The following is a 14,951-nucleotide window of genomic DNA, read 5'->3' as shown; positions in this document are numbered from 1 at the left end:
CGCCTCGCTGCGGGCGTTGCCCGTGGCTGCGGGCACGCTATAGGCCCGCAAGATGACACGGAATTTTGTTTACAATGATTGATGCTGCGCAGGCGCAGGACAGCTGCGCGCGGCTTGTCGAGCTCGCTTCCAAAGCCGGGGCCGATGCGGCGGATGCGGTCGCGGTCGAAGCCGCTTCCGAAAGCGTGTCGGTCCGGCTGGGCGATCTGGAAGATGTCGAACGGTCCGAAAGCGCCGAGATCGGATTGCGGGTCTTTATCGGACAGCGTTCGGCAACGATCAGCACCAGCGACTTTTCTGATGCAGGCTTTGCCGAAATTTGCGAGCGGGCCGTGGCCATGGCGCGCCTCGCCCCCGAGGATCCCTATGCGGGCCTTGCCCCTGAAGACATGCTCGCCAGCGGCGGCGCGGCTGAACTTGATCTGGCGGACGATGCAGAACCCGAACCCGCTGCAATCAAGGCGCGCGCGCTGGAAATCGAAGAGGCCGCTCGCGCGGTCCCGGGTGTGACCAACAGCAACGGAGCGAGCGCCGGGTTCACCCGCGCGACGCGGGCGCTGGTCACCAGCCACGGATTTTCCGGCGCCTATGATTCCACCAGCCACAGCCTCAGCGCCAGCATGATTGCGGGCGAGGGCGAGACAATGCAGCGCGATTATGATTACCGCGTGGGCCGCCACCTGTCCGATCTGCCGCCGCCTGAATCAATCGGCAAGAGCGCCGGCGAACGCGCCGTGGCAAGGCTGAATCCCGAACCATTGCCCAGCGGAGCGATGCCGGTGGTGTTTGACCCGCGCGTAGGCGGCTCTTTGGTTGATCACTTGCTCGGCGCGATGAACGGCATGGCCATCGCCAGACGATCCAGCTTCCTGCTCGACCGGTTGGAAGAGGATTTGTTCGCGCCATCGGTGCGGATCGTGGATGAACCGCTGCGCCCGCGAGGCCTGCGCTCACGCCCCTTCGATGGTGAAGGCCTGCCAACCGCATCGCGCGCGCTGGTGGAAAATGGCCGCGTTACCGGATGGCTGCTGAATGCGGCATCGGCGCGCCAGTTGGGCCTTTCGCCCACCGGACATGCCGCGCGCGGAACGGGCGGTTCGCCCGGCATTTCGGCGAGCAATGTCCATGTCGAAGCCGGCGTGCTGTCCCCCGCCGAACTGATCGCCGATATCGAAGACGGCGTGCTGGTGAGCGAATTGATCGGGCAGGGGGTGAACGGCACCACCGGCGATTACAGCAGAGGCGCGTCGGGCTTCCGCATTAGAGATGGCGCAATTGCCGGTCCGGCTTCCGATTTCACCATTGCCGGAAACCTGATCGACATGTTCCGCGCGCTGACGCCTGCGAACGATCTGGCAATGTACCGCGCGATCAATGTTCCGACTATGCGGGTAGACGGCATGACAATCGCGGGAAAGTGACCGTTTCGGCCTAATTGTTCCCGCTTAACTGCTCGCCCGTTCAATCGATTCCAGCACGATCCGCTTTGCTTCTTCGGCATCCCCCCAATTGCCCACGCGCACCCACTTTTCGGGCTCCAGGTCTTTGTAATGGGTGAAGAAGTGTTCGATTTGCTGGAAAATGATTGACGGCAAATCCTTGGTTTCGCCGACATCGGAATAATAGGGGAAGGTGGTGTCGACCGGCACGCAGATCAGCTTTTCATCGCCGCCATGCTCGTCTTCCAGATTGAGCACGCCAATCGGCCGCGCGCGCACCACGCAGCCGGCGATAAACGGGCTGCGCGAAATGACCAGCGCGTCCAGCGGGTCGCCATCGGGTGAAAGCGTGTGCGGGACAAAGCCGTAATTGGCGGGATAGCGCATCGGGGTGTGGAGGATGCGGTCGACAAACAATGCCCCCGATTGCTTGTCGAATTCGTACTTCACCGGTTCGCCGCCGGTGGGCACTTCGATGATGACGTTGAGGCTTTCGGGCGGGTTATCGCCAACGGTGATCTTGCTGATATCCATAATGCAAGCGCCCTTAGGAGAATTGCTGCAAGTGCGAAAGAGAAATTGCGATGGGTTACACTTAAGATCAATGCGTCCGCGGCGAAGCCGCAATTTTAACTCACACGAAGGCATGAAGACACAAAGGAGGTTTGCTCGGTTGAGGCGCGCTCGGGCATGTTCATGCCTTTGTGTCTTGGTGTGAGGATTTATTGTTGCCGCTTCGCGACGGGTCGAGGCCGTTTTTCCGCGAGATACAATCCAGACAGACGATTGCAGAAATCGCCGCCACCCCCTAATCGCGCGCCATGAGTAAAAACACTCCCAAGGCCATCCGCGGAACGCAGGATATTTTCGGCCCCGATGCGGAAGGCTTCGCCTTTGTCGTCGAGACCTTTGAACGCGTGCGCAAGCTCTACCGCTTCCGCCGCGCGGAAATGCCGGTGTTCGAAAAAACCGAAGTCTTCGCCCGATCATTGGGCGAAACCACCGATGTGGTGTCGAAAGAAATGTATTCTTTCGATGATCGCGGCGGCGAATCGCTGACCTTGCGGCCCGAATTTACCGCCGGGATTGCGCGCGCTTTCCTGACCAATGGCTGGCAGCAGCACGCGCCGCTCAAACTCGCCACGCACGGCCCGCTGTTTCGATATGAACGCCCGCAAAAGGGCCGTTACCGGCAATTCCACCAGATCGATGCAGAGATTATCGGCGCGGGCGAACCGCAGGCCGATGTCGAATTGCTGGCCATGGCCGATCAGCTTTTGAAAGAGCTGGGGATCGAGGATGTGACGCTGCATCTCAACACGCTGGGCGACGGGGAAAGCCGCGAAGCGTGGCGCGCGGCGCTGGTCGATTACTTTAGTGCAGTGAAGGGCGATCTGAGCGAGGATTCGCAGGAGCGGCTGGAAAAGAACCCGCTGCGCATTCTCGACAGCAAGGATCGCCGCGACCGGCCGTTTCTTGCCGATGCGCCCAAGATTGATGATTTTCTGTCGGATGAAGCGGCCGCATTTTTCGACGCGGTGACCAGCGGGCTCGATGCAGCTGGCGTAAAATGGAAACGCGCCGAAGCGCTCGTGCGCGGGCTCGACTATTATCGCCACACCGCGTTCGAATTTATTCCCGATGAAGGCAGCGCCTCTGCCGACGCGCTGGGCAGCCAGAGCACGGTGCTGGGCGGCGGGCGCTATGACGGGCTGATCGAAAATCTGGGCGGCCCGGCGACACCTGCGGTCGGCTGGGCTGCGGGGATCGAGCGGCTGGCGATGTTGGTGGGGGAGAGAGTAGAACCTCCAGCGGTTGTCATAATTGTGGTTGAAGACGACGGGCGCACCTCCGAGGCGACTGCAGCACTACGCCGCCTTCGGGAAGCCGGTTTGTCTAGTGAAATGATTGCGAGTGGTTCACTGCGCAAACGATATGACAAAGCTGTTAAGCGATCACCCGGCACGATCATCTCTCTGCAAACCGAGATGGGACACAGTATTAGCGGTGATGACAGTTCGGACCCACGTGTGTTTGAGACGCTCCCTGAATACAAATGAACCAACTCCATATCCCGTCATCCCCGCGAAAGCGGGGATCCACGGCGGAGCCACCGCCGTCCATTCTGGATTCCCGCTTTCGCGGGAATGACGATTAGAGAAGAAGTAATGCAAATACCCGCCGAACGTCTGCTGCAAATCACCAACCGCTTCGCCGAGCTCGAAGCGCGGATGGCGTCGGGCACGCTTGAGGGGGAGGCGTTTGTCCAGGCCAGCCGCGACTATGCGGAGCTGGAACCGGTGGCCAAAATCGCCAGCGAAGTCGCCGCGATCCGCGAGGAAATTTCCGGGCTGGAAGACATGCTGTCCGATCCCGAAATGAAAGCGATGGCGGAGGAAGAGCTGGATGAATTGCGCGCCAGCCTGCCGGGCAAAGAGCGCACTCTGGCGATTGCGATGTTGCCGCGTGACAGCGCCGATAGCCGCCCCGCTATGCTGGAAATCCGCGCGGGAACCGGCGGCGATGAAGCGGCTCTGTTCGCGGGTGATCTTTACCGCATGTACGAAAAATTCGCCGCCGAGCAGGGCTGGAAAGTCGAGCCGGTCAGCATGAGCGCGTCCGAAGTTGGCGGTTTCAAGGAAGTGGTCGCCAACGTCACGGGCACCGGCGTGTTCGCCAAGATGAAATTCGAAAGCGGTGTCCACCGCGTGCAGCGCGTGCCGGTGACCGAAAGCGGCGGGCGCATCCACACATCTGCGGCCACCGTGGCGGTGCTGCCCGAACCCGATGAAGTCGATGTGCAGATCGATCCGAACGATCTGAAAGTGGATATTTATCGCGCCTCGGGCGCTGGCGGGCAGCACGTCAACACCACCGATTCCGCGGTACGCTTGACGCATATCCCCACCGGCCTTGTTGTGATCCAGCAGGACCAGCGCAGCCAGCACAAGAACCGCGATAAAGCGATGCAGGTGCTGCGCACGCGGCTTTATGATCTGAAGCGCGCCGAAGCGCATGGGGCAGAGGCAGAGGCGCGCAAGGCGATGGTCGGCAGCGGCGATCGCAGCGAACGCATCCGTACCTATAATTTCCCTCAAGGCCGCGTGACCGATCACCGGATCGGGCTGACTCTGCACAAGCTGCCCGAAGTGCTGGAGGGGGCGGGGCTGACCGAACTGGTCGATGCGCTGATTGCTGAAGACGAGGCGAAGCGGCTCGCCGCGCTCGATTCATGAGCAGCGTGGCAGCCGCCCTGCGCGATGCTGCGAAAGAGCTGGCGAGCATATCCGACACCGCAAGGCTCGATGCCGAATTGTTGATGGCAGAGGCGCTGGAAATATCCCGCTCCGACATGCTGCTGCGCGCGGGCGATTTGCAGGTTCCGGCCTGTTTCAGTCGTCTGCTGCAGCGCCGTCTGCATCACGAACCGATTGCCTATATTCTGGGACGGCAGGAATTTTACGGGCGCGATTTTCTGGTGACGCCCGATGTCCTGATACCGCGCGGCGATAGCGAGACGATCATCGACGTGGCGCTGGCCCATAGTCCGCCCGCTGCGCGCGTGCTCGATCTGGGCACCGGTTCGGGGGCGCTGCTGCTGACATTGCTGGCCGAAATGCCCGCGGCGCAAGGTGTCGGGATCGATGCTTCGCTGGGGGCAATCGCGATTGCCGCGGCGAATGCGGCGCGGCTCGGCACGGCGGACCGCGCGCATATTCTCCACCAAAGCTGGCATGACGCGGACTGGACCGACGGGCTTGGCCTGTTCGATGTGATTGTCGCCAACCCGCCCTATGTGGAAGTGGATGCCGATCTCGACCGGTCGGTGCGCGAATTTGAACCGGCGCAGGCGCTGTTCGCGGGCGAGGATGGATTGCGCGATTACCAGATTATCTTACCGCAATTGCGCCAATTGCTGACCGATGGCGGGATTGCGATCCTCGAAATTGGCCACACGCAGGATGGCCAGGTGAGCGAAATTGCGCGCGAAGCAGGATTTTCTGCCGAATTGCACCGCGATCTTGCCCACAGGCCACGCGCGCTCTTGCTAAGATAGGGCTTGGCAAAGGACGAATCAGGCATTACCCCGTTCATCAGACCGGCGGTTGAAGGCGATTTCGCTTCTACTCCGGGCTAGCTCCACCATTTGCGAACGGCCTGCGCTTTGGCGCATATGCGACCGGAAACAGGTAAAATGCAATTGGGGCGCCGTGCATCGTGATACAGCGCGCGCGGTAAGCTTATTTGGCCGGGTAGACGGTTAATCGTCACCAAGGGTCGTTACCGGGAAGAGATTTCCTTGAATAACAATCGTAATAATAATCGTCGCCGTGGCGGTCGCCACAACAACCGCAATCAGGGCGGCAATCCGAACCAGCATAACCGGGTCGATAACCGGGCACGGGGCAACGCCCCGCAATTGCTTGATAAATACAAGAAGCTTGCGCAGGACGCGGCGCATAATGATGACCGCGTGCAGGCCGAATATTATCTCCAGTTTGCCGACCATTATTTCCGCGTGATCGCCGACAACAAGGCGCGCCAGGAAGAAGCGCGGGCGAAGCGTCAGGAAGAACGCGGGGATTCGGATGATGATTCGGATGATGAAGAGGGCGGACGCAAGAACAACCGGCGCTCGCGCTCTCGCCGCGATGACCAGTCCGATGAGGATGCCAATGATCGGGCCAATGATCGCGCCAATGATCGGGGCAAGGCCAATGGCCGTGGCCGCAAGCCGAAATCGGGCAACGATGATGACGATTCCGGCGAAGACGACGCGCCGGAACGCGAGACCAAACGGGCGCGCAAGCCGCGTGCTGCCAAGAAACCCGCCTTTGACGAAGGCGAATTCGATGTTTCCGCGCTTCCGCCAGCAATCGGTGCGGACAGCGGGGGCGAGGATGCACCCAAGCCGAAGCGCGTATTGCGCCGCCGCAAAGCGGCCGAAGGCGACGCAGACGGAGCCGCTGAAGCCGTCAGCTAAAAGCTGATGAGCGGAGCACACAAGCGGGAGAGCAAGGCAATGGACGCTCTCGCGAAACTGGCCGGGGTCATTTCCCAACACCCGCGCTGGTCGGCCTTGGCGTTCGGATTGCTCGCCGCGACCGGCTTTCCGCCGCTGGCCTTATGGCCGCCCGCTTTGCTGGCAATCGCTGGATTGGTGTGGCTGGTCCACAGCGCCGATACGCTGCGCGAATCCGCGATGCGCGGGTGGATTTTCGGCATCGCCCATTTCACTCTCGCCAATAACTGGATCGCCACCGCCTTCACCTATCAGGCGGAAATGCCCACGGCCTTGGGGTGGGCAGCGGTGCCGCTGCTCTCGCTCTATCTGGCGGTCTATCCCGCCTTGGCATGCCTGCTGACCAAGTTTGTAACGCGCAAGGCCGGTTTGCTGACGGTTTCGCTTGTGCTCGCGGGAAGCTGGACGATTACCGAATGGCTCAGGGGCTGGGTGTTCACCGGCTATGCGTGGGATCCGCTCGGTCTGATCCTGCTCGGTCCGTTTTCCTCCCCCGGCGCCGCGATTCTTCTCCCATGGCTGGGCACCTATGCGCTGTCGGGCCTTGTCGTCGCGATGGCGGGCGCGCTGCTCGCACTGGTGATGGCACGAAAGCTGGCACTGGCTGCTTCCGGCGGCGTGGCATTGGCGGCTTTGATGTATTTACCGGCACCGGCGCAGGTTGAAGGCACCATCGCCTTTACTCTGGTGCAGCCCGATATTCGCCAGGAAGAGCTCAACGATCCCGGCATGTTCGAAGGGCATTTTGTCCGCGCGGCGTTGCTGTCGCGCAAGCGGCGCGAAGTGGACAAGCGCTTGCTGCTATGGCCCGAATCGGGCGTTCCCGATTATATTCGCGATGGCTATCCGCAGCGATATTATGAGCAGATGACGGTCAGAGGAGACCCCGCCTTTGCCCGTTACCGGCTGGGCCGCGTTGCCGGCGAAGGCGGTTTGCTGCTGACCGGAGCGGTCGATCTGGAAATCGAGAACGGCCGCGCCGCGGGCGCGCGCAACGCAGTTACCGCGATCAACGAACAGGGCGAGATTGTTGCCGGTTACGACAAGGCGCATCTGGTTCCTTACGGCGAATATCTTGCGCTGCGCTGGCTGCTCGAACCGCTCGGCGCGACGCGGCTGGTGGCAGGAAGCATCGATTTCTGGCCGGGGCCCGGCCCGCAAACGCTCCAGCTGGGCGATTGGGGCAAGGCCGGGGTGCAGATCTGTTACGAAATCGTGTTCTCGGGCGAAGTTGTCGACCGCGAAAGCCGTCCGGATTACATCTTCAATCCTTCGAATGACGGTTGGTTCGGGGCGTGGGGGCCGCCGCAGCATCTCGGGCAGGCGCGGATGCGCGCGATTGAAGAAGGGCTGCCGGTGCTGCGCTCCACAACAACCGGAATCAGCGCGGTGATCGATGCCAACGGTATCGTGCGCAGCCATATCGGAATGCGCCGCGATGCGCGTATCGACGGATTTGTGCCGCCAGCGAAAGCGCCCACCCTGTTTGCCCGGCTGGGCAATTGGCTGCCATTGGGCTGGGCAATTCTGACAATTGCCCTTTCGCTGGTTGCCACTCGGTTGCGTCGCCGCTACTACGCGTCGCAGACATAAAGATTTCTTTATATGAGGCATTATGCGTAGCGATTATCTGTTCACTTCGGAAAGCGTTTCCGAAGGCCATCCCGACAAGGTTTCGGACCAAATTTCTGATGCGATTGTCGATCTGTTTCTGTCGAAAGATCCCGAAGCACGCGTTGCGTGTGAAACCTTGACGACAACGCAGCGGGTTGTTTTGGCTGGCGAAATTCGCGGCCAGGGGATCATGGATAAAGATGGCAACTGGGCGCAGGGTGTCGAACAGGAAATCGAAGAAACCGTTCGCAACACGGTTCGCGAAATCGGTTATGAACAAGACGGCTTCCATTGGAAAACGCTGACATTCGAGAATCATCTGCACGGCCAGTCTGCGCATATCGCGCAGGGCGTTGATGCCAGCGGCAACAAGGATGAAGGCGCTGGCGATCAGGGCATCATGTTCGGCTATGCCTGCGATGAAACGCCCGACTCGATGCCCGCGCCGATTGATTACAGCCACAAGATTCTCGAACAGATGGCGGCAGACCGCAAGGATGGCACAGCGCCTTTCCTCGAACCCGATGCCAAGAGCCAGGTCACGCTGCGTTATAAGGATGGCAAACCGGTCGCCTGTACCGCGGTTGTGGTTTCGACCCAGCATGCCGAAGGCTATGACAATGGCGAGAAAGAAGCCGAACTCAAAGCCTATGTGAAATCGGTTGTCGGCGGCGTTCTGCCCGACGGTTTCCTATCGGGCGATACCGCATGGCACATCAACCCGACCGGGTCTTTTGTCATTGGCGGCCCTGATGGCGATGCGGGCCTGACCGGCCGCAAGATCATCGTTGATACCTATGGCGGTGCGGCTCCGCATGGCGGCGGCGCATTCAGCGGCAAGGACCCGACCAAAGTGGATCGGTCGGCAGCCTATATCACCCGCTATCTGGCCAAGAATATCGTTGCCGCCGGCCTCGCAACGCGCTGCACGATCCAGCTCGCTTATGCGATTGGCGTGTCCGAACCGCTGTCGCTCTATGTCGATACGCATGGCACCGGCAGCCACGACGATGCCGATCTGGAAAAGGCGATTGGCTCGATCGAAAAGCTCGGCGGCCTTACCCCGCGCGCGATCCGCACCCATCTGGGTCTCAACAAGCCGATTTATAGGGTCAGCGCCGCTTACGGGCATTTCGGGCGGACGCCTGACGGCGATTGCTTCCCGTGGGAACGGACCGATTTGATTGACGATTTGAAAGCCGCATTCGCTTAAAGCTGCGCGGCTTACAGACAACAGAAATCGGGCGGCGCGTTTTGGCGGGCCGCCCGTTTTTCTTTATGCGCGGCGCTTAGCCGGCTTTTTCAGCGCTCATAGCGCCTTGTTGCCATTGGCCTTCGCGGAACCATGTTCCCACTTTCCGGCCGAATTTTGCAATCGCGTTCATGTTGAAGAAGTGCATGACGCCCAGCACCACAACCGCCAATCCGATCTTGCTGGACAGGAACCGGATCGCCCCGATCATGTCTGCCGGTGGCTCTCCAAAGCGCAGCGCTAACAGGATAAAGCCGAGATTGACGAGATAGAAACCGACAACCAACAGATGGTTGGTTGACCGCGCTAGTACTTCGTCATGGCCGAAACAGTCGGTCAGGAACACTTCGCCATTCTTTGACAAAGTCCGCGCGACCCAGATGGTCAGGCCGATGCTGATCGCCAGATAAAGCGCGTAGCTTACAGTTTGAATAGCCATCTTTAACTCCTGTTATTTCTGTAAATTGTGAAATTGTTGGATGTGATTGGTGTATGGCCGGATGCGCCTCCTTTCAGTCAGGGGTTCAGGTGGATTTCTTGCCCGGCAGCAAGCGGGCAACTTTGGATCCCAGCTTCATCAGCGTGACCAAAGTGGATTTGGGCAATGCGCGAACATCATCATACCAATGCGCCAACGTGCCGATGAAATCATGCATCCGCGCGATCTTCTCGCGCACATGGGCGGGCACATCGGATCGCCCGTCCATCTGCTCGGTCAGCTCGCCCAGCATCTGGATGGTCGGATCGATCTCGCGCTTCTTCCGTTCGGCGGTGATTTTCATCAGCATATCCCACAGATCGGTCTCGGCGATGAAATGATCGCGCCGGTCGCCTTCGACATGGACGCGGCGGACGATTGCGTAGGATTGCAACTCTTTCAGAGCATTGGAAATATTCGACCGCGCCAGGTTCAAACCCAAAGTGATTTCTTCGGCATGCATCGGGCGATCTGACAGATAGAGCAGCGCATGAACCTGCGCGACCGAACGGTTGACGCCCCACTGGCTGCCCATTTCCCCCCAATGGAGAATGAAGGACTTCACTTCGGGTATTTCGAGCAGAGGACTCATCTGTCACCTATTTCTGTAAAAACAGAAATGACTGTTCGGGAGTTGAATGTCAAGCGCATTGTCTGTGCGTTCTAGATCAAGCGGGCGTGGATGCGGGCGATTGTACTGCGGCGCTCAACTGCTCAGCTGCTGAAGTCCCATTTGTCCTGATGCTGCCCGATACGGGGCGATGGCTTGCCCACATCCATTTCGGCATCGGAAAAGCGGAACGGGCTGCGCAGGCCGGATAGTCCGCCCGGCAGATCCAGCTTCATTCCGCGCGCCTGTATTTGCGGATCAGCGAACACTTCATCCAGATTGTTGATCGGCCCGGCGGGGACACCGGCCTGCTGGCAATGGCGCAGCAAAGCGTCCTTGGTCCATTCCTTGACCTCGCGCGCAATCTCGGCCTCGAGCCAGTCGCGATGTTCGATCCGGCCTTCATTAGCCGCCAGACGCGCATCCTCGGCGAGATCGTGCCGCTCGAGGACCCGCATTAATGCTTTGAACAGCTTGTCATTGGCGGGGGCGAGGACCACTGCCCCATCGGATACTTCGAACACACCATAGGGCACCACCTGCGCATGGGCGTTGCCTTTGCGTGCTGGGTTCTCTCCGCTTGCAAAATAGCTCGCTGCCTGATTGGCCAGCAGCGACACCGAACAGTCGAGCAGCGACATATCGATATGCTGGCCGCGCCCCGTGCGCTCGCGCATCAGCAACGCTGACTGGACCGCGATGGTCGAATAGAGGCCGCAAGTGAGATCGGAGATGGAAATGCCCATTTTCATCGGTTCGCCATCCGGTTCGCCGGTGATCGACATCATTCCGCTCATCGCTTGCACGACAAAATCATAGCCCGGCTCGTTCCTGCGCGGGCCATCCTGGCCAAAGCCGGTGATCGAACAATAGATGACGCCCGGATTGGAATAGGACACGCTGTCATAATCGAGCATCCACTGCGCCAGCGTGCCGGGCTTGAAATTCTCGATAATAACATCGGCCTGTTCGCACAAATGGTGCACGCCGGCGCAGTCTCCCGCGTCGTTAAAATCGGCAACGATAGACCGCTTTCCGCGATTGCAGGCATGGTAATAGGCTGCCTCGCGAGCGCCGTCTTCACGCTCGACCCAGGGCGGACCCCATTGACGGGTTCCATCGCCTTCGGGGCTTTCGATCTTGATCACTTCGGCGCCCAGATCGGCCAGCGTCTGGCCAACCCACGGGCCCGCCAAGACGCGCGCCAGCTCGAGCACGCGGAGCCCCGCCAGAGGCGTGTTGCGAGCGGCGGGATCGGGCTTCGCAGTGGGCCGCCTTTTTTGCAGCCACTTCACCGGCCGCTCCCGCCAGACATGGCAGGCCATGCTTTCCAAGTCCCCACGCCATAAGCAATGCCATAGGCCAGAACCACGAGTGAGGACCAAAATGTGAAAGCATCGGTGAGCTCTGGCTTCCACAGATGCAGCGGGACCAGGGCCAAGCCGCGCAGCAGGTAGATCGCGGATATCAGGACCAGCGCAGTCCGCAGAAGCGGAAGGCGCGCAAATTTTCCCGCGCCGGAAAAGGCGAACAGCGCCCAGATCGCCAGTACAGCCGCGATGCCGAGCGTCATTATATGCGGCCAGATTTCGCCGCGCGCTGCGGCCATGGCGATTTCCTCGCCCGCGCCGAAGAAGCGATACCACTTCTCTCCGCCGAAGATGCAAAGGATATGGAGAAGCGATGCTGCGAGTGACAGCCACGCTCCGCCAATGAGCCAGGGCGTTCCCTCATTGGCTGGAACGCGCCCCATGCTTACAGCGCCACCTCGTATTTCGCGGTGGTCTTTGCGGCCACTTCATCGGCGGTCACTCCCGGCGCCAGTTCGATCAGTTTGAACGGGCTGTCGTGATCGGGCCTGTGAAACACACAAAGATCGGTGATGATCATATCGATCACATTCTGGCCGGTCAGCGGCAAAGTGCATTGGGGAATGAATTTGGGATCGCCCGCTTTGCTGACGTGATCCATCACCACGATGATCTTCTTCACCCCCGCGACAAGATCCATCGCGCCGCCCATCCCTTTGATCATTTTGCCGGGGATCATCCAGTTTGCGATGTCGCCATTTTCCGCGACTTCCATCGCGCCCAGCACGGTCAGATCGATATGCCCGCCGCGGATCATCGCGAAGCTGGCTGCGCTATCGAAATAGGCCGAATGAGGAAGCTCGCTGATCGTCTGCTTTCCGGCATTGATCAGATCGGCATCCACCTCGTCATCGTAAGGGAAGGGGCCGATGCCCAGCATCCCGTTTTCCGATTGCAGCGTTACCTGCATGCCGCCGGGAATATGGTTGGCGACCAGCGTGGGGATGCCGATGCCGAGATTGACATAATATCCATCCTGCAATTCCTGCGCAGCGCGTGCTGCCATTTGATCGCGGGTCCAGCCTGCGGCTTCATTGGCCATGTCTTAGGGTCCTTCGGTCAGAGGTAATGGAGTTATAAACCACCCGGCACCGATCAGCTCTTCCAGCGGTTGGGCGGTATTTTCATCTTTGAGATAAAGGTACAATTCGTCAAAATCCGCGCGCCGGTCGCCCCCGATGGCGAGCAGGCAATGCGTTTCGGAAAGTTCGCGGCGGCGCGATTGCTTGCGATCATCCGAACGGCGCATCAGCAGCAATCCGTCGCGGCCCTGCGTGTCGAGCCCGCTGGCAACCAACGCTTTGCGAATGGAGCCCGCGGCAATCGCGGATTGCTCCGAAATCCAGAATATCTCGATCTCCTGCAGGCGCATCGCGGCCAGAATCCCCGCCAGAGCGGGATTGGCGCGCGGCGTTTTCGATGTGTCGAAAGGCTGGTCGCCATAGTCGAGATCGAACAGAACTGCGGGCGGACGAATGCTGCAATCGGTGCGCTGCGGGCTGAGCGATCCGGGCGATGCCAGAATGGCCGATTGCCGCGAACTTTCCACCGGATCGCGCCGCGCCTGCGATTCGACATAGGAATAGAGCGCATCATAGGCGCGCAAATCGGTCGGGCCAGGCGGGGGCGAAGGCCTTGTCACCTCGGGGGCAGTAGGTTCTGCCGTTGCAACCGGCGCTTGCGAAGTAGGGGGCTCTATGGTCGGGGTAGAAGCGGGTATGTCAGCGAAAGCGGTTGCCACCGTTGGCGCATCTTCGCTCGATGCATCTTCGGTTGGCGCGTCCTGCGCGGCCATTTCGGATGAAGGCGCTTCGCCCTCCGCCGGTGGCAGCTCGCCTGCTGCGGTTTCGACCGGGTCCGCGGGCGGTTCTGGCGCAGCCGGTGTTGCCGCCGCAACCGGTGCCGGTTCGGGCATTTGCTCCGGCTCTACCGCCGCGATTTCTTCTGCAGCGATTTCGCCATCTTCTTCCTTGTCATCCAGCTGCTGCTTGCCGATCAATGTGCCGCTGGCCACCACCGGCACCAGCGCCGCCACGCAGCCGCCAAGCAAGGGCAGGCTTGCCGCGATCAGCGCAAATCGGAAGAGTGACCGGCCCATGTCGCGCATCGTCCGTCAGGCGGCCTCGCGCTCGCGCACAGTGCGGAATTCGATTTTCTTGTCATATGGCGCACCCACGATCATCCGCTGGACATAGACGCCGGGCAAATGGATCGAATCGGGATCGAGCGTTCCGTTGGGGACCACCTCTTCGACTTCGACTACGCAGATTTTGCCGCATGTCGCCGCGGGGAGATTGAAATTGCGCGCGGTTTTGCGGAACACGAGATTGCCGGTTTCATCGGCTTTCCACGCTTTGACGATCGCCAGATCCGCGAACAGTCCGTGTTCGAGAATATAATCCTCGCCATTGAAGCTTTTGACTTCTTTGCCCTCTGCCACCTGCGTGCCGACGCCGGTCTTGGTGTAGAAGCCGGGAATGCCTGCGCCGCCCGCGCGCATCCGTTCGGCCAGCGTCCCTTGCGGGCAAAATTCGACTTCGAGCTCGCCGGCAAGATATTGGCGTTCAAACTCCTTGTTCTCGCCAACATAGGACGCGATCATCTTCTTGACCTGCTTGGTGCGCAACAGCTTGCCGATACCTTCATTGTCGATCCCGGCATTGTTGCTGGCGAATGTCAGCCCGGTAATCCCGCTGTCGCGAATGGCATCGAGCAGCCGTTCGGGAATTCCGCACAGGCCGAAACCGCCAGACGCAATCAGCATGTTATCGTGCAGAATACCGTCGAGCGCGGATTTGGCGTCGGGAAAGATTTTTTGCATAAATCACCTTGGGTTTCGGCAAGCCTGCGCAAGCGGGCTACCGGTCTGGAATTGCAGTATTTGCGCATAGCGATTGGCCGCGCGCCTGTCATCAAGCGATGGGCCCGATGGATCACGCGCTGTGCCCTTTCGCCCGGCAAGCTGATCGTTAGCCATAGGGCCTAAAGCATTTGAGCCGGATTGCTTTGTGCGCCAGACCAGTTGCATCTTTTGCAACAATCAATGCTCTTTTCGCACTTGCAGCATAAATCAATTTGCCCCATTTAGGACGGGCCTTTTAGGCATCCTCTCCCAAACTTTTTCAGGCCCGGTCGGCGACGACCGGGCCTTTTTTTGTCCGCGTT

At 60.1% G+C, this 14,951-nt stretch carries 15 protein-coding genes; 7 read left to right on the top strand and 8 right to left on the bottom strand.

Annotated features, from left to right (window positions below; translation table 11 throughout):
• The first annotated feature begins 74 nt into the window (after positions 1 to 74).
• Positions 75 to 1,421, top strand: a complete 1,347-nt coding sequence (locus GRI41_RS10100; RefSeq protein WP_160604893.1) for a TldD/PmbA family protein — start codon at positions 75 to 77, stop codon at positions 1,419 to 1,421.
• Positions 1,422 to 1,445: 24 nt separating this feature from the next.
• Here GRI41_RS10100 and ppa read toward each other — a convergent pair whose 3' ends face one another.
• Positions 1,446 to 1,973, bottom strand: coding sequence for an inorganic diphosphatase (gene ppa / locus GRI41_RS10095; RefSeq protein ID WP_160604892.1), 528 nt, complete (start codon positions 1,971 to 1,973; stop codon positions 1,446 to 1,448).
• 287 nt (positions 1,974 to 2,260) lie between these two features.
• Between ppa and hisS the strand changes: the two genes are divergently transcribed.
• The 6 genes from hisS (at position 2,261) to metK (ending at position 9,289) form a co-directional block, all read left to right on the top strand.
• Positions 2,261 to 3,499, top strand: a complete 1,239-nt coding sequence (gene hisS, locus GRI41_RS10090) for a histidine--tRNA ligase (protein WP_160604891.1) — start codon at positions 2,261 to 2,263, stop codon at positions 3,497 to 3,499.
• 108 nt (positions 3,500 to 3,607) lie between these two features.
• The gene (gene prfA / locus GRI41_RS10085; protein ID WP_160605807.1) at positions 3,608 to 4,675 is read left to right on the top strand and encodes a peptide chain release factor 1; all 1,068 of its coding nucleotides are present in this window, start codon (positions 3,608 to 3,610) and stop codon (positions 4,673 to 4,675) included.
• Positions 4,672 to 5,496, top strand: coding sequence for a peptide chain release factor N(5)-glutamine methyltransferase (gene prmC, locus GRI41_RS10080; protein WP_160604890.1), 825 nt, complete (start codon positions 4,672 to 4,674; stop codon positions 5,494 to 5,496). Before prfA ends, prmC begins: the two co-directional genes overlap by 4 nt.
• Before the next feature lie 243 nt (positions 5,497 to 5,739).
• A complete protein-coding gene (locus GRI41_RS10075; RefSeq protein ID WP_160604889.1) occupies positions 5,740 to 6,423 on the top strand; it encodes a DUF4167 domain-containing protein in 684 nt (227 codons plus the stop codon).
• A gap of 39 nt (positions 6,424 to 6,462) precedes the next feature.
• Positions 6,463 to 8,055 carry an apolipoprotein N-acyltransferase gene (gene lnt, locus GRI41_RS10070; protein WP_160604888.1) on the top strand — a complete coding sequence of 531 codons (1,593 nt, stop codon included), beginning with the start codon at positions 6,463 to 6,465 and terminating at the stop codon, positions 8,053 to 8,055.
• A 22-nt stretch (positions 8,056 to 8,077) separates the two neighbouring features.
• Complete coding sequence (metK, locus tag GRI41_RS10065) at positions 8,078 to 9,289, top strand: methionine adenosyltransferase (protein ID WP_160604887.1); 1,212 nt, start codon at positions 8,078 to 8,080, stop codon at positions 9,287 to 9,289.
• A gap of 76 nt (positions 9,290 to 9,365) precedes the next feature.
• Here the strand turns inward: metK and GRI41_RS10060 are convergent, their stop codons facing one another.
• The 7 genes from GRI41_RS10060 to GRI41_RS10030 all read right to left on the bottom strand — a co-directional run bounded on the left by GRI41_RS10060 (position 9,366) and on the right by GRI41_RS10030 (position 14,607).
• Positions 9,366 to 9,767, bottom strand: a complete 402-nt coding sequence (locus GRI41_RS10060; RefSeq protein ID WP_160604886.1) for a hypothetical protein — start codon at positions 9,765 to 9,767, stop codon at positions 9,366 to 9,368.
• 85 nt (positions 9,768 to 9,852) lie between these two features.
• A complete protein-coding gene (locus tag GRI41_RS10055) occupies positions 9,853 to 10,398 on the bottom strand; it encodes a GbsR/MarR family transcriptional regulator (RefSeq protein WP_160604885.1) in 546 nt (181 codons plus the stop codon).
• Between the two features lie 122 nt (positions 10,399 to 10,520).
• Entirely contained in the window at positions 10,521 to 11,711 is a 1,191-nt protein-coding gene (locus GRI41_RS10050) for a CaiB/BaiF CoA transferase family protein (RefSeq protein WP_328600548.1), read from the bottom strand.
• A complete protein-coding gene (locus GRI41_RS10045; RefSeq protein ID WP_160604884.1) occupies positions 11,708 to 12,169 on the bottom strand; it encodes a hypothetical protein in 462 nt (153 codons plus the stop codon). The genes GRI41_RS10050 and GRI41_RS10045 overlap by 4 nt, the downstream gene beginning before the upstream one ends.
• Positions 12,170 to 12,171: 2 nt before the next feature.
• Positions 12,172 to 12,828, bottom strand: a complete 657-nt coding sequence (locus tag GRI41_RS10040) for a 3-oxoacid CoA-transferase subunit B (protein WP_160604883.1) — start codon at positions 12,826 to 12,828, stop codon at positions 12,172 to 12,174.
• 3 nt (positions 12,829 to 12,831) lie between these two features.
• On the bottom strand, positions 12,832 to 13,884 hold the full coding sequence (locus GRI41_RS10035) for a hypothetical protein (protein WP_160604882.1): 1,053 nt from the start codon (positions 13,882 to 13,884) through the stop codon (positions 12,832 to 12,834).
• 15 nt (positions 13,885 to 13,899) lie between these two features.
• Positions 13,900 to 14,607, bottom strand: a complete 708-nt coding sequence (locus GRI41_RS10030; protein WP_160604881.1) for a CoA transferase subunit A — start codon at positions 14,605 to 14,607, stop codon at positions 13,900 to 13,902.
• Between the last annotated feature and the right edge of the window lie 344 nt (positions 14,608 to 14,951).

Origin of the sequence: Pontixanthobacter aquaemixtae, assembly GCF_009827395.1 — a bacterium.
Classification (GTDB): domain Bacteria; phylum Pseudomonadota; class Alphaproteobacteria; order Sphingomonadales; family Sphingomonadaceae; genus Pontixanthobacter; species Pontixanthobacter aquaemixtae.
This window is presented reverse-complemented; position numbering and strand designations above follow the sequence as displayed.